The following is a 26,672-nucleotide window of genomic DNA, read 5'->3' as shown; positions in this document are numbered from 1 at the left end:
TTTAATAAAATAAAAATTTATTTTATAAAAAACAGATAAGAAAAAAGAACCTTTAAAAGGCTCTTAATCAACAAATGAAGTATCAAATTGACCTGAAACACCATGAATGTTAGAAGTAGTTATTCATGCTGTTTTATCTACTTTTTTAACTTCTTCTAAAATTAATTCTCTTTCTAAAAATAAAGCAACTGTTTCAATTTTTCCAAATTCATCATGACTAAATCCACCAACACCATTGAAGATATTAAATGGGTGAACATAACCGATTTTCTTAAACTGTTCAGCAATCAATTCAGGATGTTTTGTATAAATCTCAATTTTTACTTTTTTGTATTTTGGATAAAACTTATTTACTAACATTGAAAATACTAATAAATAAGCAATTGTTCCTAAAATTCTTACTAAAAATAAGTCAGAATCTCAAACGTGACCTGTAATATTTCTTGTGTATTCTAATGAACCAATAACTATAGTTGAAAAAGATGAAAAACAAATTGCAACCATTAGAAAAACATTACCAACTGGTTTTTTGTTTTTGTAGGCTATATAGTTAGAAATTACTGAAGTTCCTCCAATTGATCCTCTTTGTCTTCAAGCTACTATTGAAGCAAAACCTTCAGCAGCTCCCCCAATAATTGAGTAAACAATAACAGGTCAATTTTGACCATCATAAACACCATAGATGTTTGTATTTTCAAGAATTCTTGGAACTAAATTAACAGAATCTAAATGATAATCTTTGATGTTTCTTATATTAAAAATAATTTGTTTTAAATCTGTATCAAAAAATTGGTTTTTAAAATAAGCAACAATTTCTTGACTTTCAGAAGTTAAAGATGAATTTTGTCCTTCTAAAACTTTTAAAATTTGTTCTCTTTCTTTACTTAAAAATAGTTGATTTACTACTCTTGTATCTAAACCAAATGGATCTCAATAATAATTACTTTCACCTACTGGATTATAAAATGAAATTCTTTGATTAATAAAATTAACAATAGGGTTTGAACCACGACCATTATATTCAATAAAAATTAATTGAACAATGACTTGAAAAAGCATTCAATAATATGTTAAAACCATAAACATTCTTGGATTCATTCTCCAAAAAACAAACATTAAAGGTAAATTTACTAGTACATAGAATAACCCATAAAATTGTGCTGTTGCTGGTGCGGTAAAGGTGATTATTTGTGCTAAAGATGAAGTACCAGAAGCAATTGTTGCGGCTTTTTTAAGAAAAACAGTTAAGGCAATGTTATATAAAAAAGCACTAACTAACATTCAAATAACTTTTTTAGGATACTTTTGTCAAATATTGAAAATATTAACTTTTTGCGGATTTAAAACAGCCATTTTAGCTTCATATTGTGCTTTTTTATCTTTAATCTTATTTTTTTTATTTTCAATATTTTTATTTAATTTTTCTAGTTTATTTTCCACTAATCCTCCTTTACTCTATTTGGTTCATATTTATTTTTAAGTTCGTTAGAACTCTTTAAAACATAAACAAACTTATTAAATTCAGGATAAAAACCTAATTGAATTGTTTTAGTAGCACCATGACGGTTTTTTGCAACAATAATATTTGTTGAAGAAAAAGATTCAGCTTTACTCGTCTCAGTTGAAGAAGGACCTAAATCATTTTTCTTAGTTTTATAATAATCATCACGGTGAAGAAAAATTACTCTATCAGCATCCTGCTCAATTGCTCCTGATTCTCTTAAGTCAGAAATTAAAGGAGTTTTATCTTCTCTTTTTTCAACACTTCGACTTAGCTGACTTAAAGCAATAATTGGGCATTCAAGTTCACGTCCTAATTGTTTTAAAGAACGAGAAATTTTAGCCACTTCAAGTTGACGATTTTCTTGCGATCTTTTTGAGTTATCACCGATTAATTGTAAATAGTCGATAATTACTAAATCTACTTTTGTATTTCTTGCAAATCTTTTACATAATGTTGTTATATCAGAAATATTTAGTGTTGCACGGTCATTTAAAAATATATTTCAATTAGACATATCATCAACTGTATGAGATAAATTTCTTTGATCATTAATATTTAGTTCTTTTGTCTTTAGTTTATAAATAGGAACTGTTGAATCTATTGAAATCATTCTTTGCACTAGCTGAGGGTTAGACATTTCTAAACTGAAAAATAAAACTGTTTTTCCTTGTTTAGCAACATTGTTAGCAATATTTAAAGCAAAGGCTGTTTTACCCATTGCTGGCCGTGCTGCTAAGATTGTTAGATCTCCTTTATTCAAGCCTAAAAGACATTCATCTAATTCAGGAAAGCCTAATTGAAGACCAACACCTATTTCGCTATCTTCCTTATGTAGGATTTGTTGCATAATACTATTAGCGGTATCGCCAATTTTTTCATAAGCTGAATCAATTTCAGAAATATCGATATTTATTAAAGCTAATTGAATTTGCGATAAAAGATCAGATATGTTATAAGGTTTATTCTCGATTGTATTTTGTACTTCTTTAATTAATTCGCTTAATTTATCAATTTTGTATTGATCAATTATATTTTTAGCATATACTTCAATTTCGCTAACAAAACCAGCATTTTGAGCTAAATATGCTAAGTATTCTGGTGTGCTCATATAAAATGAACTAACCAAATCAAATTGTTTATTTTCTTCTAAATAAACTAAAAGGTTTGAAAGGTCAAAATGTTTTGAATTGTTCTGCACTTCAGAAATTGCCGTATATAAAACTTGGTGGCTTTTAAAGTGAAACATTTCCGGACGGATTAAAACAGCAATTTTTAAATATGTTTCTGGTCTCGATAATAATAGACCTAACAATGATGCTTCATTATTAGCAATTGCTGTTTCTCTTGAACTTAATAAATTTTTATCCATTTTTCTTCCTTTCATTTGTTTAAAATTTTATTTCAATTATTTTTCTTCAAAAATTTGGATTAATAAAATTGCAGTGACTTCTTGATGAAGTTTAACATTAATATAATGTTTCCCAAAAGTATTATATGAATCCTTACTTAAGGCATGTGGCTTAACTTTAATATTATGTTTAGCTAATTCTTTTTCAATTGCTTTATTTGTAATTGATCCATGAACAACATTGCCATTTGATTTTAAGAAAAAATTCAATGTAACTTTTTCAATCTCTTCTTTTAATTCTTTTGCTTTTGCTACTTCTTTGGCATAATCATCAGCTAAATTTTGTTTTACTCTTTCTAAATTTGCTAAAGTTTGTTTATTAACTGGTTGTGCATAACCATTTTTAATTAAAAAGTTTTTTGCAAATCCATCATTAATTTCTACAATTTCATTAACTTTGTATTTGTCATATTGTTTAATTATTATTACTTTCATTTTTCACACTCACTATTGCTTGAATAAGATTATCGACGAATAATTCAATATTTTCGTCACTTTCGGCAGCAGCTGTTCCAAAGTGACCGCCGCCATTTACTGCTTCTGCTATCAATTGAACGTTGGTATCAATTCCTCTTGCAGACATTTTACATTTTTTTGTTCCCGCTAATTTACCAACAACAAAGGCAGCCTTTCTGCCATTTACTCTTAAAATTTCATCAGCTGCAATTGATATAATGTCAGGAGAAACAGAAATGTTTTTATAGGCTAAAAAATAACCTGGTTTTACTTCTTTTAAATTTTCTAATAATTCAAAAACTTGTTCAAAAACTTCTTCATCTAATTTTAATGTATTAACTGAAACGGAAATTTTTGCGCCTCACATTTCTAATAACGCGGCAGCTGAAAATGTTTTAGAACTTGTTTGCTTTTGAAAATTATTAGTATCTAAATAAATTCCATTTAATAAATGTTGAGCAGTAACATCATCAATTTTGTCACCATTATTTGAAATCGCAATTATTTCTGTAACTATTTCAGAAGCAGAAGATGCTGAAGAGTCAATATAAGAATTTTCCCTAAAAGCATAAGTAGGGTTTGCTCCAATTCTATGGTGATCAAGAATAATAATATTATCTTTCTCAATTTCTTTAAAAGCATATTGATTTTCGATTCTTGTCTCATCAGAAACATCACAAATAACAACTAATGTTTTTTTATCATTTAAACTTGTTGCCTCTTTTGAAGAAATAAATACTTGTTTTTCTAATGGGGTTAAACGATCGTATACTCTTTGTGTTGTTTCATCAAAAGTCTTATTTTGAATATATGCTTCTTTGTCATAAGATCTTGCTAATCTATAAATACCTCAAGCTGAACCTAAAGCATCCAAGTCAGCATTTTTATGCCCGTATATTATAACTTTATTAATGTTTCGAGATTTTAGTTTATTAATTAGGATATTTGCAATGTAACTAACATTTGTACGTGACATATTTATATTAATTTCTGAGCTAGTTCCATAATATCTTGGTTTTTCATTTTTGGTTAAAACAGTTATTTGATCTCCACCACGAGTTTTAGATTGTAATAAAGCTTCTTTCGCTAATTTATCTAAAGTTTCAAATTTAAAAATACCATATGAAAAACCTCCAGATAAAGTCAAAGTTATCCCTTTATGAATGTTTTTATTTTTTAACTGGTTAAATGCATCAAAATTAGTTTTTTCAAATTGTTCTAATGTTTCTTGGTTAGTTAAAACAAAGAAACGACCATTTTCATATTGACGATAAACAATATTGTATTTCTTTGAAATTTCGTCAAATAAAGATCCAAAATTTGAATATATTGCATAAAGGTCTTCTTGAGCTAAAGAAACTTGATATAAGTTCATGTTATCAATGTGGAGTTCACCAAAAACTACTCTTTGTTTTTTGTAGTCGCTTAATAAACTGCTTTGAATAGTAACGTCTTTTATTGCTACGATATTCTTTTCAAAACTAACGTGAACCTCATACTCGTAGTCATTTTTTCTGAAAATGAAATCATTGTTAGTTTTAGTTCATTCAGCAATTTCAAAAACGTCTTTAATATTTTTACCAATTATTGACTTTCCAAACTTATTAAGTACAAAATCTGTTGCTCAAATTATTTTTCCATTATTTAAAAATATTATTGTTCCAATTCCTTGGTCTCTAACTTCATTTTGAATATACTGATTTAAAGTGCGATTAGCTATTGCTGACTCTTTTAAATATTTTCGTATAATGAAAAATATAAAAATTCCCAAACCTATTACCAAAAGTGAATATAAAACAATTATTGCAATTTTTCATTTTTCTGGAAGTCTAAATAAACCAACAAAAAAAATTACGGTTGGAATTATAAAAAGTGCAAATATTTGAATTATTAAAAATAATAGTCTTTTTTTATCTTCCTTGTTTTTCATAGTTTAAATTATACAAAAATTGCAATATAAAAATTAGGATTGATTACTATTGCTCTAAAATTTATTTAAATTTTAAGGTAATTGATAATAAAAATAAATTTTAGGTCTTTTAAAAACCTAAAATTTATAATATTCATTCAAATCCTCAAGCCCTAGATTTTTTTCGGAAGAAACAAGAAAAATATTGATTTCTTTTTTAAACGTTAAGGCTTGGGTCTTAACACGGTGTTTTTGCGATTGGTTAGCTTTATCAATTTTAGTAATTATTATGTCAAAAGAAATACCCAAAAAATTAATATAATCAATCATTTCTAAATCTATTGGCGTAAAACCAACTTTAGCATCAATAAGAAAACAAACTGTCTTACTTATCTCTGAATTTCTAAAATAATGATCAATAATTCCATTTACTTTTTGCTGATCTTTTTTAGACATACTTGCATAACCATAACCAGGTAAATCTACAACGATTTGGTGATTAGTGGTTTCAAAATAATTTATAAGTCTAGTGCGACCTGGTGTTGAAGAGGTCTTCGCCAATTTTGTTTTTGCTAGCGCATTAATTAAAGAAGATTTTCCAACATTTGAACGTCCTCAAAAAACTATTTCATGATTTGAAACATCTAATCAATTTTCTTGTGAAGTTGAACTTTTAATAAATTTTCACATATTATTTTCTCACTTTTTCATAGGCTAATCTGGCAATCATCATTGCATTATCGGTTGTATATTCCATTTTTGGTAAGTAAACATTTTGATGTAAAGAAAGTACCATGTTTCTAATTGCTTTATTAGCGCTAACACCACCCGCTAAGGTTATACATTTTGGTGCAAATTTCAAAATTGCTTTTTCAAAATTATTTTTTAAATATAAAATAATTGTATTTTGAAATTCTGTTGCTATTTTTTCAATGTTTATTTCTTCTTTTCGATTAATTAAATTATTGTAATGATTAATAACAGCAGTTTTGATACCACTGAAAGAAAAATCTAATTCTTTATCGGTATGAGGAATTGAAAAATGACCTAAATACTTTTCATTATTTTCTTGTCATATTTTGTCGATGCAAGGACCTCCAGGAAAGCCTAAATTTAGTTTTCTTGCAACCTTATCATAAACCTCACCAACAGCATCATCTTGTGTTTCACCAATTATTTCAAAATTATCTTTATCGTTATAAAGCATGATTTGTGAATGCCCACCAGATACTAATAAACATAAAGCAGGAAACTCTAACTCTTTTTCAATAAAAGCTGAATAAAAGTGGCCTTCTAAATGATTAAGTCCTAAGATGGGCTTTGAATATATTCTCGCCATAGTTTGAGCTACAACATAACCAATTTGAAGCGAACCAACAAGCCCCGGTTCTTTGGTGTAAGCGATATAATCAATGTCTTGAAAAATATTTTTACCATTTATAACTACATTTTTAAATTCTTCTATTAATAAAGCACTATTTTTTACATGAAGTCTTGAAGCTATTTCAGGAATTGTTCCACCATATTTTTTATGTATTTCTGTCTGTGAAATTGTTTTCATTCAGATTGATTTATTATCTTCTAAAACCGCAAAAGATGTATCATCGTGTGAACTTTCGATAGCGAATATTTTCATTAAATAGCTCCTATTTGTGGGTCTGAAGCATAAATAAGTTCAATATCTAAAACATTTTCAACTTCCTTAAATTGAGATAAAAATTTATCAACGTTCTTCATAAAATTAGAATAATCGAATTTATCAATTAAATCGACTTTGTCTGATAAATTAATTATTATTTTATCATTTGTTTTACTTACTTCATAAGCCTTATACTTATTTGCTTTAATATAAACTAAATCTTTTTGAGTTTGAGTAAAAAATAAATCATAAGTAGGTGCAATTTTAATAGAAATATCATTATTAGCTACTATTTTTTGTAACTGTTTATTAGTAGATGCAAAAGCAAATCCTAATCTTGAACCAGTAAAACTTCCAGGTCCAATTGTTGTAAATATTTCGCTCATATATGTTAACTTAGTGTTATTTTTTTGTAAAAGTTTATCTATTTCTTCAAAAAATAAATCAGTCTTTTTAACTAGTTTTTCAATTAAAATATAATCTATGATTTTATTATTTTCAATTAATGCTACAAAAAAATCTTCTAATGATGTTTCAATAAAAAGGCCTTGTCTGCAAGTATTTTCAATAATTTCAAAAACATGAAAAACTTCTCCATTTTTTTCTTGGAGAGTAACATTTATACTAAAGTAATTTCTAAAATTATGTGTAATATTTTTTGCCCATTCAATTATTACTAATTTATTTTCAAAATACTCTTCATATGCAAACAAGTCACCTTTTAATTTATAAGCATCAATATGAATAATTTTATCGTAGCAAATCATTGTATTGAATGTTGGCGATACAACAGTTTTCTTTTCATTCAATTTTTTTGCGATTGATGCTGTTAACGTTGTTTTACCTGCCCCTAATTCACCATTTAGTAAAATAGCTTCTAAATCCTTAAAAGATAATAAATAATAAACTAATTCATCTAGGCTTTCATGTTCTTTAAAATAAAATATTTTTTTCATAAAAAAAAGTCCTTATTATATAAAAAACAAAAAGAAGATTAATTGTTATTTGATTCTTCTTTTTATTTAATATTATTCTGTTGTGGTTGTTTCTTCACTGCTTGAAGGTTTACTTGAAGAATCAGAACCCTCGTTTGATCCTTCTGAAGTTGATTCATTAGATTCTGTAGATTCTGTTGAAGATGAACTACTTGAAGGATTATCTAATTGTTCCTTTTCTGCTTTTATTTCTTCTAAAATCTGATTTAATGCATCTTTAAATTTCTTAGTTTCTGCAGGGTTGAAAAAAGAAGACTTTTTGCTTATTAATTCTGTTTCTTTTTCTTGATATTTCTCAACAAGTTTTGCTTTTAAAGTCTTATATTTATCGCCTTTAAGTTGCTCGTGTGCATATTGTTTTAAACTATTTAACACAAGAAAAACTTGTCCTTGATTTTTAACATACTCTTCAATTTTTTCTTTGTTATTTTTTAAAATTTCTTTTGCTTTTGCTACAAATTCATTTAAAGCTTTTTGATATTCATCCGCTTCAACATTTTCTTTTTTAAGAACATTTTCAGCCTTTATTATTTCAGCTTTAAATTGTGTTTCAAAATCATCGGCAAACTCAACATTTGATAGTTGTTGTTTAGCAATTTGCACTTCTTTTTCCAATTCTGTTTTGTAGTCAGTACATGAAATAGCAACTAAAGGTAAAGCAAAAGTTGATGCACTAACTAAACCTAGTAAAATTTTTTTTGACTTTTTCATAATTTCTTTCCTTAAAATTAAAAATTAATTATTCTTAAATTAAAAAATATGCAAAACTATGAGCATATTTCTAAATCTTGGTGTGAAAATTCTGTAGGAACTTTTCTTCCAAATTGTTCAATATTAACAAATGCTTTTTGTTCAATATCATCATTTCTAATTATTTCACCAACTTCATCTTTATAAATTCCGCTCTTAATTTTAACCATAATACCTTCTTTAAAAGCTGTTTCAATATCGCCAGCTGCAAATTTTTCGGTTAAAATTCTTTCCTTTTCAATCATTTTTTCAAATGTACTTTCACTTATAGGAGTTGGTTTAGCTCCTTTACCAGAAGATCCAATTAACCCAGTAACATATTGAGTATTACGAACCAAATATCAAGACTCGTCACTCATAATCATATTTAAAAAAATGTAACCTTTATAAATATTTACATATTTTACAATATACTCTTCACCTCTACTTTTCTTTTGAAGTTCTTTATTTGAAAGGTGAGGCATTTTAAATATTCTTATATCTTTAAAAAAATCCTCCATTTTTTTTGAACTTATCTTATTTTTTAATGCTTCAATAACATTATCTTCTTTACCAGAAACGGTAGATATCATATATCATTTATAATCTGAATGCATTTTTTCCTCCTACGATTTTATTCCTACTACATTTCATAAACCTGTAAATCCAAGTGACACTAAAAAACAAAATAAAGCCATAATTACTAAGAAAGCAATAGTAATTCCAAATCATTTTCAAGCCTTAGAATGTTTAGGTCAAACAACTCTTTTAATTTCTTTACCTAAATTTCTAAAAGTGTAAAGTTTTGTTTCTTTTGCTTCTTCTTTTTTTCGATTTTTTAATAACTGTTTTTCTTTTTTAATTCTTTCTTTCTCAAGCTTTTTTTCTTGATCTGACAATGTTTTTTTATCTTCCATTTTATTTTTCCTCTTTGTGAAGTGTTTGAACATTACAATGTTTACAAAACTTTTTAATTTCTAATCTTTGTTCATTACTTTTATTAACTGAATAATTTTTATGTAAGCAATTTTGACATGCTAATGAAACTTTCTTTTGTTTTTTCATAAGTGTAATTATATATTTTTTTTATTGATATTAGCAAATATTAATATTAATATTAATTTACTTTTTATATTAATTAAATATAATTTATAATCATGTGAAAAAATTGGTTTTGAGTTTTAATGCTTTTTTCAGTGGCTATCTATTACTTTTCTGTATTAGAAAAAAATAAAATTAAATACGTGAAAAAACAAATTAATAAAATTGAAATTTATTTAAAAAAATTAAATAAGATAAATGATCAATTTCATGAACTTTCTAAAAAAAATTCACAATATAAGAAATTAGAAAAAAGTTGTGCAGAAAATATTTTTGAAATTGAGTCTATTTATTCAAATGTGATAGTTGAATATGATAAGTTAATTCGCATTTTTGAATCAAAAAAATTTAAAAAATCAGATTTTAATAATATTTATAAAAAAATAAAAGTATATTTGAAATCAATTAAAATTAAAATTAAAAATACTAAAAAGTGATCACTTATTGAGACTAAAAGTAAAGAAGTTTTAGATGTATTAAACTTTATTAATAAAAGTAATAATATTATTAGTAATATTGTAAAAATTTTAAAGAATAATAAAAACAATAGTTTTATTGAAAAAAATAGAGATGAAATAAATAAAAGACTAAATAGAATTATTTTTTTTGTAGAAGAGCTTGATGTTTTAGATTTTGATTTATTAGATTGTTTAAAATTAGCTTACAAAAAAGAAGAATTTAATAAGGAATTAACCTACTTTGTTTCATACATTGAAAATGGTTTATCAATCATTGATTTTGTTGAAAAAAATATTGAAATACCATTTATTTTTTTAAATGATTTAATTAAAGAAAGTAAAAAATTTCCTACTATTTTTCAACAAATTTTAAAAAATGATTTTTTAAATTCTATTTCAAATAAAATAGATACTTTAAAAGAAAACCTTAATAAAAGTGATGTTTTAAAATGAAGAGACTTTTTTGAAGACACAATCATTTTATTATCAAAAGAAATTTATGAAAAATCTCAACTGGTTAATAATGAATTACAAAGTATTTTTAAACTTACTGAAAATCAGGGAAAAATATTGAAATTGCTAGATGAAATTGACAATAATCATCGTGAATTGTTAAAAACAAACAATATCCATTACCAATATATTAAATTAAGTAATGATTTTTATAATAATGAATATATTTATTTTGACTTTATAAAAACTAAAAACCTTGATAAGGTTACTAATGTTTCTTTCTATAATAAATTAAATGAGTTAAATTATTTACTTAACAAAGCAAAAGAAATTCTAAAAATTCAAAATTCTTTATTAAAAAATAAAAGTGCTATTAATTCTAATAATTTTAAAGAAGAAATTAATAATAAATATTTACAAGCTTTTTCATTTCATGATTTTAATTATGAAATAGATAAAGAGATAATTAAATATCAAAAGAAATATTTAAGTTTTGTTGATGCTAATAATTTTGAAAATCAAGAATTTTTATTATTATTAATAAAAAATATAAAAACTAAAATTTTATTATTAAATTTAAAAATAAAAATTGCAAGTTACTTAGTTAAGAATTTTAATTTTTTAACTAAAAATTTATATCATAAAGAAAATATTGAAATAATAAACTTTTTTTATCAAAAGAAATACGATGAAGTTATTCATAAAACAATTGAATTAATAACAAAAAATAAAAGGAAGTAAAAAATGAACAACATAGAAGAAAAAGAAATTTTAATAAGATATGGAGAGTTAACACTTAAAGGTGAAAATAAGAAAGATTTTATAAATCAATTAAGAAAAAATTTAGAATTGTACATTCCAAAAAATGAATTAAAAATTGAGTATGACAGGGCTTTTTGTAAATTTTCTGAAAGTAATTTAAATTCATTAAAATACATTTTTGGAATTTCATCTTATTCAATTGTTTATAAAACTTCAAATGAATTAAAAGACATTGAAAAATTAGTATTAAAAATTGCCGGAGAAAATATTTTTAAATCTTTTGCAATTAAGGCAAGAAGACATAATAAGAATTATAAGTTGACATCTTCAGAATTAAATATGCATTTTGGTGGATTGATTTTAGATAATTTTGAAAATAAGACAGTCGATTTAACTAATGCTGATCTATTTATCTATATTGAAGTTAGAGATAAATATACTTATGTTTTCAGTAATTATATTGACGGACTAGGAGGGATGCCAGTATCTTCTTCTGGGAGAGTTTTACACTTAATTAGTGGTGGAATTGATTCTCCAGTCGCTGCTAATTTATTGCAAAAACGAGGTTTAAAAGTTGCTTTTCTAAATTTTATAACTCCACCACATACTGATGAAAAAACAACTCAAAAAATAGATCAAATAATTCAAAATTTAACCAAATATCAAGGTTCAAGTACTTTATTTCAAATTAACTATACAAAACTTATGAACTATATTGGATTGGTATCAAATCAAAAATACAAAATTACATTAATGCGTCGTAGTTTCTATCGTATTGCACAAAAAATAGCGGAAAAATATAATATTAAAGCTTTATCCAATGGTGAGAATTTAGCACAGGTTGCTTCACAAACATTAGAATCTATTTATACTATTTCAGAAGTTTGCAATTTACCAATTTTTCGACCATTATTAACTTTTGATAAAAATGAGACAATTAAAATAGCAGAAAAACTAGGCACTATGGAAATTTCAATACAAAAAGCTTGTGAAACATGTGAAATTTTTGCCCCACACTTTCCAGTAACGAAACCAACAAGAGAAGAAGCTAAAAAATTAGAAAATGAGTTAGATCAAATTGAAAAAATTGAAAACGAAATTATTGAACAAGTAGAAATTAAAAAATTTATATTATAAAATATTTAACTTGGAGGTAATTTAAATGGGAAAAAAATTATCAGACAAATTAAAAGATTATCCTAAATTAAAAAAGTTTTATATTGCATATATAGTGCTTTTTACTTTTTTAATAGTTATTCCAATATCTTTACTTTTTGGTTGGGGTTTATATTTTGGTCTTCATGCTTCAACTGCTTCATTTAAAACATTTACTACCTTTATAATTATTTGTGGTATTACAGCTTTTTTAACAATAGTATTTATTATAGTTTTTATAGTAATGAGAATTATTGTTAAAAAATCATTCTTAAAGATTTATAGAGTAACTCAAAGTCAAAAAGTTTACAATACCGCTAAATTTTATTTAGGCGAAAAAATATTGCAAAGTGATATTGAAATGGCTAATGAATATTTTGAAGAAAACAATAAAAACATAAGACTTTAAAGCACTTTGATAGTGCTTTATTTTTTATATTTAATAAAATATAATCAAAATATATATAATTAAATTTATGAACACAACCAATTATGAAGCAAAAGATTTAAAAGTTTTAAAAGGATTAGATGCTGTTATTAAAAGACCTGGGATGTATATAGGGTCAACAGATTCAAATGGTTTACACCATTTAATTTGAGAAATTGTTGATAATGCAATTGATGAAGCCTTAGCGGGTTTTGCAAATAATATTAAAGTTATTCTAAAAAAAGACGGTTCAGTAATCGTCGAGGATAATGGTCGAGGAGTTCCTGTTAGCAAACATGAATCAGGTAAAACTGGTGTAGAATTGGTTTTTACTGAATTACATGCTGGTGGAAAATTTGGAGAAGGGGCTTACAAAACTAGTGGAGGGTTACACGGAGTTGGATCTTCTGTAGTTAATGCACTTAGTTCAAAGATGGAAGTCACTGTTTATCGTGATAAAAAAGAGTATTTTACTGCTTTCCAACAAGAAAAGATTACTCAAAAAACTTCAATTATCGGGCCAACATTAAAACAAGGAACTAAAGTACAATTTTGACCAAACTATGATATTTTTAAGAAAGCAAAATTCTCATCTGATACTGTTAAAGAAAAACTTAGAGAAGCAAGTTTTTTAATTTCTAATTTGAAAATTAATTACATAAATGAAAACACTAATGAAAATATTGTATTTCAAACAAATGAAGGGATTAAAGAGTATATTAATTTTGTTGGTGAAGGAAGAAAATTTATAAGTACTGTGTTTTTTGCATCTGGACTTGCAAAAAACGGGATTGAAATTGAAATCTCGTTAGCATATACAGAAAACTATAATGAAACAATTTACTCTTTTGTTAATAATGTTAAAACAAGAGATGGTGGTACTCATGAAACTGCTTTTAAATCTGCTTTAACTAAAACTATAAATGAATGATATTCTAAAAATAATAACTCAAAAACTAAAATTAATTTTGATGGCCTAGATGTCCGTGAAGGAATTATTGCTGTTGTTTCCCTAAAAGTTCCTGAAAATATTTTGGAATTTGTTGGACAAACAAAAGATAAATTAGGAACTCCTGAAGCAAGAGAATCGGTTGAAGACTTTTTTAGTGAAAAATTTACATTCTTCTTGAATGAAAATAAATCTGAAGCAGATAAAATCATAGAAAAAATTAAAAGAACCTATGAAGGAAGAATGGCTGCTCGAAATGCTCGAAATGAAGCAAGAAAAGTAAAAAATAAATTAGATAATAAAAAAATTCTTTCAAATAAATTAACTCCTGCCCAAACTAAGAATGCATCAATTAAAGAATTATTTTTAGTCGAAGGGGATTCGGCTGGAGGTTCAGCTAAAATGGGGCGTGATCGTGTTACGCAAGCTATTTTACCTTTAAGAGGGGTAGTAATGAATACCGATAAAGCCAAATTAATTGACATCTTAGCAAATGAAGAGTTAGCAACAATTATTAATACAATTGGTGCGGGAATTGGTGAAGATTTTGATGTTAAAAATTCACAATACGGAAAAATTATTATTATGACGGATGCCGATGTCGATGGAGCTCATATCCAAATGCTTTTATTAACTTTTTTCTGAAGATATATGAAGAAATTAATTGAAGCAGGGATGGTTTACATAGCAATGCCTCCTTTATATAAAGTTACAATTAAGAATTCTAATAATAAACATTTTTATGCCTGGGATGAAGAAGGGTTAAGAGAAATTACTTCACAATATAATAACTATGAGATTCAAAGATATAAAGGGTTAGGAGAAATGAATGCTGATCAATTATGAGAAACAACAATGGATCCTAAAACAAGGTCTATTATTAAGGTAAATATTGATCATCAAGGCTTAACTGAAAGAAATGTTACAACGTTTATGAGTGATGACTCTGAAGCAAGAAAAACTTGAATTAACAATAATATTGATTTTTCAAGTATTGATGAATTTGAAATAAACAAAAAATAAAAAAAAGGGGGGGTGAATTATGGATAAAAAAAGAAAGAATGAATATGATGAAGTTATTGAAAATATCATAGAAAAAAATATGATTGAAATCATGAGTGATAGTTTTTCAAGATTTTCTAAGTACGTTATTCAACAAAGAGCAATCCCAGATGTAAGAGATGGATTAAAACCAGTTCAAAGAAGAATTCTTTTTTCAATGTGAAATTTGAAATTAAGAAATAAAGACCCTTTTAAAAAATCGGCGCGTATCGTTGGGGATGTATTAGGTAAATACCACCCACATGGCGATAGTTCGGTTTATGAAGCAATGGTTAGAATGGCGCAAGAATGAAAAAGTAATTATCCTCTTGTACAAATGCATGGTAATAAAGGTTCAATTGATGATGATCCTGCTGCTGCTATGCGTTACACTGAGTCAAGGCTTGAAAAAATAACAGAGCTAATGTTAAAAGACTTAGAGAGAAAAGTTGTTACAATGGTTCCTAACTTTGATGATTCTGAATATGAACCAGTTATTTTACCAACCTTATTTCCAAATTTACTTGTAAATGGTGCTTTAGGTATTGCTTCGGGATTTGCTACACAAATTCCTCCGCACAACTTGGGTGAATTAATCGACGCCTTAATTGCAATGATTAAAAAACCAAACATTTCTGTTGATGAGTTAATGAATTATGTTAAAGGACCAGATTTTCCAACTGGCGGAATTATTTATGGTACAAAAGGAATAATTGATGCCTTTAAAATTGGTCGAGGAAAGATAACACTTTCATCAAAATATAAATTTATTGAAGACAAAAAAGGGAATATTATTGGAATTGAAATTACTGAAATTCCTTTTGGTGTAGTTAAATCAAAAATGGTTTTTGAAATTGATTCAATTATTTCTTCGAAAACCATTTCAGGAATTAAAGAAATAAGAGATCAATCAGATCGAAATGGTTTATCTATTTATATTGAATTAGAAGAAAATTCAAATCCAGAAGCTATTTTGACATATTTAATGAATAAAACAAAATTAAGAATTAACTATGACTACAATATGCTCGCAATATATAAAAACGCTCCTTGTTTGCTTTCGCTAGATCGTGCTCTATTTGCATTTTTAGAACATTCAAGATTAGTTAACACAAATGGTATTAAATTTGACTTACAAAGATATAAATTACGTCATGAGATAGTTGAAGGTTTTATTCGTGTTGCAGAAATTTCAGATGAAGTAGTTAAATTAATTAAAGAGAGTGATAACTCAAAGAAAGGTGTTATTCTTGCTTTAATGAAAAGATTTAATTTTAGCGAAATTCAGGCCACTGCTATTGCCGAATTAAGACTTTACAAACTTTCAAGAATGGATCAAATTGAATTTCAAGAAGAAAAAAGAAGTTTGGAAACACAAATTCAATGATGTGAAAAATTATTAAATGACAGTTTTGAGTTTGATAAATTTTTAATTAACCAATTAAGTGAAATTAAAAATGAATATGCAAAAGAAAGAAAAACCATTATAAGTGAAGAATTAATAAGTAAAGAAGTTGATCATAAATTATTAACTAAAAATGAGGATTTTTACTTCTTTGTTTCTGAAGAAGGATATATTAAAAAAATTAGTAATAAAACATTTAATTCTAACGAGTTAAAAACCTACAAATTAAAAGAGAATGATACGATTAGATATTATGACAAAATAAATTCATTATCAAAACTTTTATTTTTTACAAATAAAGGGAATTTCTTTGTTATTGAGGCTCATGTTTTAAAAGATAATTCATGAAAAGAATTGGGAACACATGTTTCTTCAATAGTTAATTTGGAAAGCCAAGAAAAAGTTATTCGGATAATGGAAATCACTTCTTATAATTCATATATTAATTTAATTTTAATTAGTAAATATGGTTATGGAAAAAAAGTGAAGATTAGTAACTTTGATTCAAAGATATTTAATAAGAAAAGAATGTGTATTAACTTTAAAAATGAAGATGATGAATTAATTGATGTAAAGATTGGAAATGATGAAAAAGACATTTTTATTCTTTTAAATAACGGTTCTTATTTCTTATTAAATGAGAATATTTTTACAACAGATTTAGCATTGAGAGCACAAGGAATTAAGATATTACCTAAATTGCAAACTAAAGAAAAAACTTTTGTTTCAGCCTTTACAACATGTTCAAAATTAAATAATGTAACAATGCTTACCGATGGTGGAATGTGTAAGCAATGAAAAATGGCTGATATTGAATATACTAATAGAACAAATCGTGGAACAAAATTATTCAGTTTTTTAAGAGATGCAAATTGCATTCCTAAATCTCTGGAAGTTAATACCAAAGAGTTAGAACTTTTAATAACAAATAAAGATAACGAAACTGAAAGATTGAGCTTAGATAAATTACTAAAAGATAAATCTAAAAAAGACAAACTAATTAGATTAGAACAAAGTTTCAATAATTCAGGTTATTTAATTCAACATATAAAAATTAATGAATTAATTGATGTTGATAACCAAGAGAAAGAAAAATTAAAGAAATTTTACTTAGAACAAAAAGAGTTAGAAAATAATCTTGAATTAACAACAGAAACTTCTTTATTCAAAAGATATTATCATTCTGAATTACCAAATATTTTTAATGAAGAAAATGATACAAATTTAAAAATAGAAGATAATGGACAAATTCAACTTTTTGAAACTAATGACGATTTTGTGGAAATTAAAAACCAAGAAATTAATAAATCTAAATCAAAAACAAATTTAACGTTTGAAGAAAAGCTTAAGGCTCTTGATAATATTAATCTTGATTTGATTGAAGAAAAAGTTAAACAAATTAAGAAAAAATAGATATAATTTATTAATATCTTTTTAAACCTAATGATGATAAAAATAAATTACGAAAGGATTAATTGTGAGAAAAGACGTTAGATTAGCTAATAAAGTTAGAGCAGAAAAAAGAGCTCACAAGTTAGCAAAAGAAAGAGCACGTGATTTAAGAAGAGAAGCAAGAAAAGCACAAGCAGAATCACAAGAATAATAATGTTAAACATATAAAGGTCTTCTTTATATGTTTTTTATTATTTTTTTAAAAAATAATTTGTCTATTTTTAAATTCAAAACACAAGATAAATATTTTTAATATAATTTATATTACTAACAATTTATTTAAGGAAAAATGATATACATGAAAAAAATAAAAACTTTGAAAAATTTAGTTTTATGCGGATTAGGTTTAACAATGCCTGCTACTTTTATTATTTCAGCATCTTGCCAACAACAGGATTCACCTGAAAAATATTTATATTGAAATAAAAAAGTTGAACTAATAAACAATTTATCACTAGTTAAAACCGAAACTAAGAAAAATGAATTTAATGAAGAATTTTTACTTCTAGAAATTTTAAAAGAAACAAATGATTTCAAAAAATTAATTGAATTTGTCGAAACTTTAAATAATAAAGTTAAAGCGCAAATTGCTTTAGAAAAAAATGAATCACCAACTCCTCAACCTGAAGATCCTGAAAATCCAGATCCACAACCACAACCGGAAGATCCAAGTACAGAGCCAGAGCCTAATAATGGCAAGGCTGTAACTACAAATCATGGTTATAAAATTCAATACGATAGTTCAGATGATTTTTATAGTTCATTAAATGGACTAAGTGGAGATAGACTAAGAGAACAGTTATTTACTATCCAAAAAAACAATCGAAGTAAAACTGGTTCTTATGATGATTTACATCGAACATACCGTGATGCATTTGTTGACAAATATTATGAAAATGATGGAACAGTTTTAGATTTATACACAGAAATCATTGGTGGAAAAGATAAGTACACTTTTGAATTTGGAAAATATAGAGATCAAGGAAACTCTGAAGGCGAAGGTATGAATCGTGAACATATTATTGCTCAATCATGATTTGGAAAACAAGCGCCAATGAAGCATGATGCTCACCATGTTTGACCATCAGATAAAAAAGTAAATGCTATTCATGGCAATTTTCCTTACGGTGAAACTAAGAATGGAAGAATTGTTTCAAGTAATGGTTCAAAATTAGGAGCTGGTGTTGAAGATAATCAACAAGTATTTGAAGTAATTGATGAATTTAAAGGTGATATTGCTAGAGTATTCTTCTACTTTGTATTAACTTACGGAGATAAAAATATTAATAATAGCCAATCTTCTAACCGAGTTTTTGTAAGAAAAAATGGAAAATATACAATCAATAGTTCATATTTAAAAACATATTTAAAATGAAATAAAATGGATGGTATTTCTCAATTTGATATTGACAGAAATAATGGAATTTACAAACATCAACATAATAGAAATCCATTTACAGATTATCCTGAATTAATAAGAGTAATTTTTGAAAACGATAATAATTATGTTTTTCAAAATAAAGGTATTGCTAAGAAATTAGTAAAAATTAATTAAGAAAAAGAAGTACAAAAAATGAAAAAATATATTAAATATCAACAAAATAAAAAAGAATTTGATGAAATGATTCAGCACATAGCTAATTTATGCGAGATTCCATCAATTAGCATTGAACAAGAAAATGAGGAAAAATATCCTTTTAGTAAAAATGTTGATGATGCTTTAGAGTATGCATTAAAACTAGCAAAAGATTTTGGATTTGAAACATATAAAGATTCAAAAAATAGATATGGATATGCCCAAATCGGAAATGGATCTAAAATTCTAGGTATTTTAGCGCACCTTGATGTTGTTCCTGCTGGTGATAAGAATCAATGAAAAACTAGTGCCTTTGTTCCAGTAATTACTGAAAGTGAAATAATCTGTAGAGGTTCATTAGACGATAAGGGACCTGCAATTATCAACCTTTATGCTATGAAATATATTTTAGATAATAACTTAATTCATAAAGATTGAACAATTCGTTTAGTTTTTGGTATTTCTGAAGAAACAACAATGAAATCAATGAAATATTATTTAAATGATTTTGGTCATCCTTTTGTTTCTTATACGCCTGATGGTGAATGACCTTTAATTTTTGCAGAAAAATTAATTTACCAAGCAAATTTTATTTTTAATAAAATAGAAGGTTTAGAAATTAATGCAGGTGATGTAGCTAACCAAATACCTGATAAAGTTAATTATCAATTTAATAATAAAGATTATCTTGTTTTAGGAAAAGGTGGACATGGTTCAACACCTGAAAAAGGTGATAATGCAATAATAAAAGCTTTATTAGAACTAAGTAAAAATTACCCAGAATTAAAAAACCAAGATTTAATTAAATTTATTGAAAATAATTTAGCAAATAAAGACTATACACTAAAAAATATTTTTAAAGATTTTGATGATTTTTCGGGCAAATTATCAGCCAATTTAGGTATTATAAGAACTATAGATAATAAGCACGTTGTAACATTTGATTTTAGAGTACCAGCCACAAGAAATGTTGAAGAAGTTACAAAAGCAATAAATTCATATTTAGATGTTAATTTACCTAACGTAAAATTAGAAATAGTAGGAACTAAAAATTCAATGTTTATGGATCCAGATAGCAAATTAATTAAACTATTAATGGAAACATATAATGAAGGTATGCAAATGAAAGAAAAACCTTTAGCAATCGGTGGAGGGACATACGCTCGTATTGTGAAAAACTGTGTTGCTTTTGGTTCAACAAAATATATGCATTTGATGCATGGCCCTAATGAATACTTTACTTTTAAAGAAATTAAGGAATCTTTAGAAATATATATTAATGCTTTGAACAGAATGCAAGATGAGCTATAATGAAAATAAGAATTGAAAAAGTTATTAGTCAATTTTTAGATATTTCAAGAAATGATTGTAAAAAAATTCTTAAAGACGGTCGCGTTTTTTTAAATGATAAAATAATTTTAAAACCTATCGTAATTGATTTAGAAAGAGACAAGCTAACAATAGATGGTGAAGAAATTATATACAAAGATAAACAATACTTTGTTTTTAATAAACCTTCTGGTTATGTAGTTGCTAATTATGATTCAAGAAACGAAACTATTTTTGACATTATCGATTTAGATCCAAAAAAATTTTTTGCTTATGGAAGATTAGACAAAGATACCGAAGGTTTATTGATTATTAGCAACGATGGTAAAATAGGTCATCAAATTATGAACTCTAAATTTGAAATACCTAAAAATATTATTTTGAAGTTAATAAAGAGTTTGATATAAAAATCAAATCTCATTATCCTAAACCGATAACTATTTCAAATAATTATGTTGTTAAAAAATATAACTTTGAATTTCTTAACAATAATTCCGGTGTTATAACTATCTATGAAGGTAAATTTCATCAAGTAAAAGAAATGCTCGAATTTTTTGGATATAAGATTATTTATTTAAAAAGAATTTCAATAGGCAACTTAAAATTAGATGAAAATTTAGAATTAGGTCAATTAAAAGAAATTGATATTAATGAAATTAATAAGATATTTTAATATAGAAAAAAGTAAGCACGCGCTTACTTTTTTTAATCCTCACTAAATGAAGAGTTATACATTTTTTCATAAAAACCTTTTTTAGCTAAAAGCTCTTTATGTGTTCCTGATTCAATAATTCTTCCTTCATTAACTACTAAAATTTGATCGGCATTTAAAATTGTCGAAAGACGGTGAGCAATAATAAACGAAGTTTTATCTTTCATTAATTCATTCATTGCTTTTTGAACAATTTTTTCAGTTCTTGTGTCAATGTTTGATGTTGCCTCATCAAGTATTAAAATATTTTTATTAGCTAAAATCGCTCTTGTAATAGCCAATAGTTGTCTTTCACCTTGAGAAAAGTTAGCTCCACCCTCTTCAACTATCTCATCATAACCATTTTCAAGTTTTTCAATAAATTCATGTGCTTTAGAGATATGACAAGCTTCTATTATTTGATCTTTTGTTGCATTGATATTAGCGTATCTTAAATTTTCAATAATAGTAGCCTTGAATAAGAATGTATCTTGTAAAACTATTGATATTTGATCTCTTCAAGATTTTTCATTAATTTGTGTTATATCATAATCATCGATTTTAATTGTTCCACTATTAGGTAAATAAAACTTACTTAATAAGTTAATTATTGTTGTTTTACCAGCACCAGTAGGACCTACAATTGCAAAAATTTGACCTTTTTTAGCCTTGAAAGTAGCATTTTTAAGTTGTAAATTATTTTCATCATTAGTATATGAAAAGTTAACATTTTCAAAACTAATTTCTCCTTTGATTTCTTTGTCAATTAAACCTAATTTATCTTCATCAACTAAAGGCTTAAGATTAATTAAATTAAATAATCTGACAGAAGAAACAGACATAATTTGTACTTGCGCAATATTTTCAAAAACTCTTGTTACGTTATTTGCCATTATTCTTATATATAAAACAAATGCCATAATAATACCAGGTGTAAAAGTTGTATTTGAACCGGTTCCAATATTTGCCTCCGCAAATGCAGCAGCAATAATAACAATTATTAATTGAAGTAAGTTAATAACAACATTACCATAAGGCCAAATAACACCAGTATAAATCGATGCTTTTAATGATGATTTATAAAGTTTATGATTCTTTTTATCAAATGCCTCATTAATTGCTTCGCCATAGTTTAAAGATTTAATTAAATGATGCGCTGCAAGATTTTCTTCAATAAATCCATTTAGATCTGCAATTTGTTTTTGTTGTTTTTGAAACTGTGGCATTGCTTTTTTCATAAATAAAAATATTAATGATAGAAACAATGGAAATAAAACAATTGTAATTAAAGTCAAGTATGCTGAATAATAAAACATGAATCCAAACGAAAAAATTGTTGTTGCAACGGTAATAATAATTGTATTGAAATTACCTGCCAATCCGTTTGCTAAATTATCAACATCATTAGTTAAAATTGACATTAACTCTCCTGTATTTAATGATTCAAAAAATGATACAGGCATTTTCATTAAAGATTTATAAGCATCATGTCGAATAACAGCTGATGATAAAACACCGGATTCAACTGACAATTTATTAGATAGATAAGAAAATATTTGTTGAAAAATATAAATTGTAATTAATAAGAAAAAATAACCTAAAAATTTAAATTCATCAAAATTTTCTTGTAATGTTGTTGGGTTTATTCCAAATAAGAAATCATAAGTTAAAAAATTGTCCATTATGTAACCAAGTAAAAAGGTTCCAGCAGATAAACAAGCTGCAGATAATATTGCAAAAGTAATAATTCAGAAAAGCATTCCTTTTTTATAGTTTAAATAACCCATTAATTTTTTAAAGCTATCTCACTTAAGCTTCTTTTGTTGTTTCATTATTGCTTTTTTCTGTTCTTTTGTTAAATTAGGATCGTAGATTTTTTTAAATGGGTCTAAATTATGCATCTTCTCCTCCTAATTGTGTTTTAGCTATTTCAGAATATAAAGAACATTTTTCAATTAAATCATTATGTTTACCTTGGGCAATAATCTTTCCATTATCAATAACTAAAATATTATCAGCATCCATAATTGAAGAAATTTTTTGTGCAATAATGATTGTGACAAACTTTCTTTCTAAAGCGTTTTTTCTTAAATTTCTTTTTATTTTAAGTTCTGTATTTGCATCCAATGCAGAAGTAGAATCGTCTAAAATTAAGATTTTTGGTTTTTTAATTAATCCTTGAGCAATTGAAAGTCTTTGCTTTTGTCCTCCAGATAAATTTGAACCCTTAGCCAAAATTTCTGAATTTAAATTTTCTTTCATTTTATAAACAAAATCATAAGCACAAGCATTTTGAATACTTTCAATTAGTTCTATTTCATTAGCATCTGGTTTTGCCATTAATAAATTAGATTTGACTGTGCCACTTAGTAATAAAGGTTTTTGATAAACATGAGCTATTGAATTTCTTATTGACAAGGTATCTATTTCTCTTATATCATTACCATCTATTTTTAAAGAACCATAAGTTGGTTTAAAGTCTAAACTAAGTAATTTGGCAATAGTACTTTTCCCTGATCCTGTTGGTCCAATAATACCTATAATTTCACCAGGTTTTGCTTCAAAATTAATGTCTTCTAATACATTCTTTTCAGAATCATTATAGTATCTAAATGAAACATCAGTAAATTTCACATGGCCTTCGGTAATTTTTTTATCAGAAAAAATGAAATCAATATCTGGTTTTTTAGCAAAAATTTCATTTACTTTTCTTGAAGAAACTACTGATCTTACTAAAGTAAAAATTATAAAAGTAGACATAATTACACCAACGGTAATATACATTACATAATTAGTAAAAGTAGCAGCATTTGAAATAATTTCTTTATATTCAGATATGTCGTGTACATTTTTCTTAGCAATATAACCAGTCGCAAGTAAAACTAAAGCCGTAATTATATTTGCAAAAAGGTTAACAAATGCAAACGCTAGATTGTAAGAATTTCAAGATCTTTTTGATAATTTCGTTCAAAGCTTATTTTTATCTTCAAATTTTTCGTTTTGTAAAGATTCTAGGTTATAAGATTTAATAACCTTTACCCCTAAAATACTCTCTTGTGATTCATTATTAAGCTTTTCATACATTTTTTGTTCTTTAGAAAAAAGAGGGCCGATTATTGCTCCAGCTATAATCATCGTTAACATTAAAATTGGAACTAGAATTCCTAAAGTAATTGACAATTGCATATCAGTTAATAATGAAAATACAAGTCCAAAAATTAAATTAAAAGGACCGATAATAGTTAATCTTAAAGAAATATTGATACCCATTTGAATTCTACTCATATCAATTGTAAATCTTGTTAGAATTTTAGAATGTGTAAAACCTTCAATATCTTTTTCAGAAAGTTTCCCTAAGTGTTCCCAAAGTTTTTGTCTTATTTGTTTAGTTCCTAGGTTTGCTATATAGGATGCTAACAATGAAGCGCTTAAAGTTGCTATTGTACCAATTAGTAATGCAATAGCAAAATAAATAGAAAAATAGGTTAATGCTTCATTAATTGTTCCGGTTACTTTGAACATTTTTAAGATAGTAACATCAACATAATCCGGTATTGGTAAATGTGGATTGGCTACCATAAAAGCTCTTTGGGCAATTAAGGAAGATATCTGCCCAATAAAAATCGGAATAAATAAAAAAGCTATAACTTGAATAGTGGTTAAAAATATTGTTAAAATTGATAAATATTTTAACTTTTTAGCCATATATTTATATAGTTTAAACATTTTTACTCCTTTACTAATAATTGCAATTATACTCTAAATAATTAAATTTCTTTGACCAATTATAATAATAAAAAAATAAGGCTTTTCTTTATAAAAAGTAAGTCTTATTTTAATATTAATTATAAATGAATAGCTTCATTGGCTATAAATTGTTCTTCTTCTGCTCTAATTACATAAATAGGAATAGAACTGCTGTCATCTGAAATTATTTTGTAATCACCAAAATCTCTTCCTTGATTTTTGTTTTCATCTATTTTTAGATTTATTAAGTTTACTTTTTTAATAACTTCAGCACGAATATTACTATCATTTTCTCCAACGCCTGCTGTAAAAATAATTGCATCAACTTTTTCTTTAATTCTATTTAAATATAAAACTAAATAATCAGCAATTTTTTGAGTATATAGATCAAGTGCGAATTGGGCTTGCTCATTTTCGTGTTTTACTTTTTGTACATCTCTAATATCAGAAGAAACTTGAGAAACGCCTAACATTCCTGATTGTTCATTTAAGATTTTAAAAATTTCTTCTACTTTTAGATTTGTATGTTTAAGGATATAAGGAATAATTGAAGCATCAATATCTCCTGATCTTGTCCCCATCATAACACCAGCTAATGGTGTGAAACCCATACTCGTATCTATCGATTGACTATTTTGAATAGCACATAAACTAGCACCATTACCGATATGCAGACTAACAATATTGACTTTTTCTTTATTAAATAATTCTTGACATTTTTGAGTTATGTAGTGATGATTTAAACCATGGAATCCATATTTACGAATATTTAACTCCTCACTTAATTCTTGATTTATTGGATAAGAATATACCAACTTAGATAAGGTTTGATGAAATGAAGTGTCAAAATGCATTGACATTTTTGCATGTGGTAATAATGTTCTAAATGCTTCAATGGCTTCAATAGCACCAGGATTATGAACAGGCGCTAAGTCAATTGATTCTTTTAAAAAGTTAATTTTTTCTTCATCTACTAATGTTGTTTCTTGTAGATGTGGGCCACCATTTACTATTCTAAAAGCAACTTTTTCAATTTCATCAAAATTATGAATAATATGAAATTCTTCTCATTTTTTAACCAATTGTTTAACAGTTTCTAAAAATGAAGAAAGTGGCATATGAAAATCTTCATTTTTGCCTTGATAATTAAAAGATAAAATTCCTTCAGCCATTTTAATTCTTTGAGCAACACCTTTTGCTTCGACATGCAGCTCATGATTAAATAAAGTTCATTTAATTGAACTAGAACCCGCATTAATAACTAATATTTTGTTCATTCTAATATACTCCTAAAATTAATTTTAAAAATTATATTATAAATAGTTAATATATCAGAATTTTATTAAGCGAAAGTTTTTCAATTATCAAAAAAAGAAATAAAAAAAAGCAACGACCTATCTTCCCATACGGTATTGTCGGCACGGAAGGTCTTAACTGCTGAGTTCGGAATGGAATCAGGTGGGCCCCTTCGTTATGGTTGCTGTAT

General features: G+C 25.9%; 24 protein-coding genes and 1 rRNA gene. 10 read left to right on the top strand and 15 right to left on the bottom strand.

Annotated elements, in window-relative coordinates; genetic code table 4:
* Positions 1-63 precede the first annotated feature (63 nt).
* The 11 genes from ACQW0Y_RS01135 to rpmG all read right to left on the bottom strand — a co-directional run bounded on the left by ACQW0Y_RS01135 (position 64) and on the right by rpmG (position 9,705).
* Positions 64-1,440: a YitT family protein gene (locus ACQW0Y_RS01135; RefSeq protein ID WP_427867367.1), complete on the bottom strand. Its 1,377-nt coding sequence runs from the start codon at positions 1,438-1,440 to the stop codon at positions 64-66.
* Positions 1,440-2,873 carry a replicative DNA helicase gene (dnaB, locus tag ACQW0Y_RS01130; RefSeq protein WP_427867366.1) on the bottom strand — a complete coding sequence of 478 codons (1,434 nt, stop codon included), beginning with the start codon at positions 2,871-2,873 and terminating at the stop codon, positions 1,440-1,442. Before dnaB ends, ACQW0Y_RS01135 begins: the two co-directional genes overlap by 1 nt.
* A gap of 36 nt (positions 2,874-2,909) precedes the next feature.
* On the bottom strand, positions 2,910-3,347 hold the full coding sequence (gene rplI / locus ACQW0Y_RS01125) for a 50S ribosomal protein L9 (protein ID WP_004416895.1): 438 nt from the start codon (positions 3,345-3,347) through the stop codon (positions 2,910-2,912).
* Entirely contained in the window at positions 3,328-5,298 is a 1,971-nt protein-coding gene (locus ACQW0Y_RS01120) for a DHH family phosphoesterase (RefSeq protein WP_427867365.1), read from the bottom strand. The genes rplI and ACQW0Y_RS01120 overlap by 20 nt, the downstream gene beginning before the upstream one ends.
* Positions 5,299-5,415: 117 nt before the next feature.
* Positions 5,416-5,988, bottom strand: coding sequence for a ribosome biogenesis GTP-binding protein YihA/YsxC (gene yihA, locus ACQW0Y_RS01115; protein ID WP_427867364.1), 573 nt, complete (start codon positions 5,986-5,988; stop codon positions 5,416-5,418).
* Positions 5,969-6,913, bottom strand: a complete 945-nt coding sequence (tsaD, locus tag ACQW0Y_RS01110; RefSeq protein ID WP_427867363.1) for a tRNA (adenosine(37)-N6)-threonylcarbamoyltransferase complex transferase subunit TsaD — start codon at positions 6,911-6,913, stop codon at positions 5,969-5,971. Before tsaD ends, yihA begins: the two co-directional genes overlap by 20 nt.
* Entirely contained in the window at positions 6,913-7,872 is a 960-nt protein-coding gene (gene tsaE / locus ACQW0Y_RS01105) for a tRNA (adenosine(37)-N6)-threonylcarbamoyltransferase complex ATPase subunit type 1 TsaE (protein ID WP_427867362.1), read from the bottom strand. Before tsaE ends, tsaD begins: the two co-directional genes overlap by 1 nt.
* 72 nt (positions 7,873-7,944) lie before the next feature.
* Positions 7,945-8,622: a variable surface lipoprotein gene (locus ACQW0Y_RS01100; protein WP_427867361.1), complete on the bottom strand. Its 678-nt coding sequence runs from the start codon at positions 8,620-8,622 to the stop codon at positions 7,945-7,947.
* A 56-nt stretch (positions 8,623-8,678) separates the two neighbouring features.
* Positions 8,679-9,257: a transcription termination/antitermination protein NusG gene (gene nusG / locus ACQW0Y_RS01095; RefSeq protein WP_427867360.1), complete on the bottom strand. Its 579-nt coding sequence runs from the start codon at positions 9,255-9,257 to the stop codon at positions 8,679-8,681.
* A 9-nt stretch (positions 9,258-9,266) separates the two neighbouring features.
* Positions 9,267-9,557: a preprotein translocase subunit SecE gene (gene secE, locus ACQW0Y_RS01090; RefSeq protein ID WP_051994788.1), complete on the bottom strand. Its 291-nt coding sequence runs from the start codon at positions 9,555-9,557 to the stop codon at positions 9,267-9,269.
* 1 nt (position 9,558) lies between these two features.
* The gene (gene rpmG / locus ACQW0Y_RS01085; RefSeq protein WP_004416875.1) at positions 9,559-9,705 is read right to left on the bottom strand and encodes a 50S ribosomal protein L33; all 147 of its coding nucleotides are present in this window, start codon (positions 9,703-9,705) and stop codon (positions 9,559-9,561) included.
* A 179-nt stretch (positions 9,706-9,884) separates the two neighbouring features.
* Between rpmG and ACQW0Y_RS01080 the strand changes: the two genes are divergently transcribed.
* The 10 genes from ACQW0Y_RS01080 to ACQW0Y_RS01035 all read left to right on the top strand — a co-directional run bounded on the left by ACQW0Y_RS01080 (position 9,885) and on the right by ACQW0Y_RS01035 (position 21,421).
* Positions 9,885-11,393, top strand: coding sequence for a hypothetical protein (locus tag ACQW0Y_RS01080; RefSeq protein WP_427867359.1), 1,509 nt, complete (start codon positions 9,885-9,887; stop codon positions 11,391-11,393).
* A 3-nt stretch (positions 11,394-11,396) separates the two neighbouring features.
* On the top strand, positions 11,397-12,551 hold the full coding sequence (gene thiI, locus ACQW0Y_RS01075; RefSeq protein ID WP_427867358.1) for a tRNA uracil 4-sulfurtransferase ThiI: 1,155 nt from the start codon (positions 11,397-11,399) through the stop codon (positions 12,549-12,551).
* Positions 12,552-12,576: 25 nt separating this feature from the next.
* A complete protein-coding gene (locus ACQW0Y_RS01070) occupies positions 12,577-12,978 on the top strand; it encodes a hypothetical protein (RefSeq protein WP_427867357.1) in 402 nt (133 codons plus the stop codon).
* Positions 12,979-13,045: 67 nt separating this feature from the next.
* The gene (locus tag ACQW0Y_RS01065; RefSeq protein ID WP_427867356.1) at positions 13,046-14,968 is read left to right on the top strand and encodes a DNA gyrase/topoisomerase IV subunit B; all 1,923 of its coding nucleotides are present in this window, start codon (positions 13,046-13,048) and stop codon (positions 14,966-14,968) included.
* Positions 14,969-14,987: 19 nt separating this feature from the next.
* Positions 14,988-17,804: a DNA topoisomerase (ATP-hydrolyzing) gene (locus tag ACQW0Y_RS01060; protein WP_427867355.1), complete on the top strand. Its 2,817-nt coding sequence runs from the start codon at positions 14,988-14,990 to the stop codon at positions 17,802-17,804.
* Between the two features lie 64 nt (positions 17,805-17,868).
* Positions 17,869-17,994 carry a hypothetical protein gene (locus ACQW0Y_RS01055; protein WP_268164626.1) on the top strand — a complete coding sequence of 42 codons (126 nt, stop codon included), beginning with the start codon at positions 17,869-17,871 and terminating at the stop codon, positions 17,992-17,994.
* 147 nt (positions 17,995-18,141) lie between these two features.
* On the top strand, positions 18,142-19,398 hold the full coding sequence (locus ACQW0Y_RS01050; RefSeq protein WP_427867354.1) for an endonuclease: 1,257 nt from the start codon (positions 18,142-18,144) through the stop codon (positions 19,396-19,398).
* Between the two features lie 18 nt (positions 19,399-19,416).
* A complete protein-coding gene (locus ACQW0Y_RS01045; protein WP_427867353.1) occupies positions 19,417-20,730 on the top strand; it encodes a M20/M25/M40 family metallo-hydrolase in 1,314 nt (437 codons plus the stop codon).
* Positions 20,730-21,155, top strand: a complete 426-nt coding sequence (locus tag ACQW0Y_RS01040) for a pseudouridine synthase (RefSeq protein ID WP_427867352.1) — start codon at positions 20,730-20,732, stop codon at positions 21,153-21,155. Before ACQW0Y_RS01045 ends, ACQW0Y_RS01040 begins: the two co-directional genes overlap by 1 nt.
* Positions 21,156-21,289: 134 nt before the next feature.
* A complete protein-coding gene (locus ACQW0Y_RS01035) occupies positions 21,290-21,421 on the top strand; it encodes a hypothetical protein (RefSeq protein ID WP_427867351.1) in 132 nt (43 codons plus the stop codon).
* A 32-nt stretch (positions 21,422-21,453) separates the two neighbouring features.
* Here ACQW0Y_RS01035 and ACQW0Y_RS01030 read toward each other — a convergent pair whose 3' ends face one another.
* From ACQW0Y_RS01030 to rrf, 4 genes are all read right to left on the bottom strand, one after another.
* Complete coding sequence (locus tag ACQW0Y_RS01030) at positions 21,454-23,340, bottom strand: ABC transporter ATP-binding protein (RefSeq protein WP_427867350.1); 1,887 nt, start codon at positions 23,338-23,340, stop codon at positions 21,454-21,456.
* On the bottom strand, positions 23,333-25,165 hold the full coding sequence (locus tag ACQW0Y_RS01025; protein WP_427867349.1) for an ABC transporter ATP-binding protein: 1,833 nt from the start codon (positions 25,163-25,165) through the stop codon (positions 23,333-23,335). Before ACQW0Y_RS01025 ends, ACQW0Y_RS01030 begins: the two co-directional genes overlap by 8 nt.
* Positions 25,166-25,284: 119 nt before the next feature.
* Positions 25,285-26,463: an acetate/propionate family kinase gene (locus tag ACQW0Y_RS01020; protein ID WP_427867348.1), complete on the bottom strand. Its 1,179-nt coding sequence runs from the start codon at positions 26,461-26,463 to the stop codon at positions 25,285-25,287.
* Positions 26,464-26,567: 104 nt separating this feature from the next.
* A 5S ribosomal RNA gene (rrf, locus tag ACQW0Y_RS01015) occupies positions 26,568-26,671 on the bottom strand.
* Position 26,672: the final 1 nt, after the last annotated feature.

Origin of the sequence: Mycoplasmopsis arginini (assembly GCF_965278885.1) — a bacterium.
In the GTDB taxonomy this organism is placed as follows: domain Bacteria; phylum Bacillota_I; class Bacilli_A; order Mycoplasmatales; family Metamycoplasmataceae; genus Metamycoplasma; species Metamycoplasma arginini_B.
This window is presented reverse-complemented; position numbering and strand designations above follow the sequence as displayed.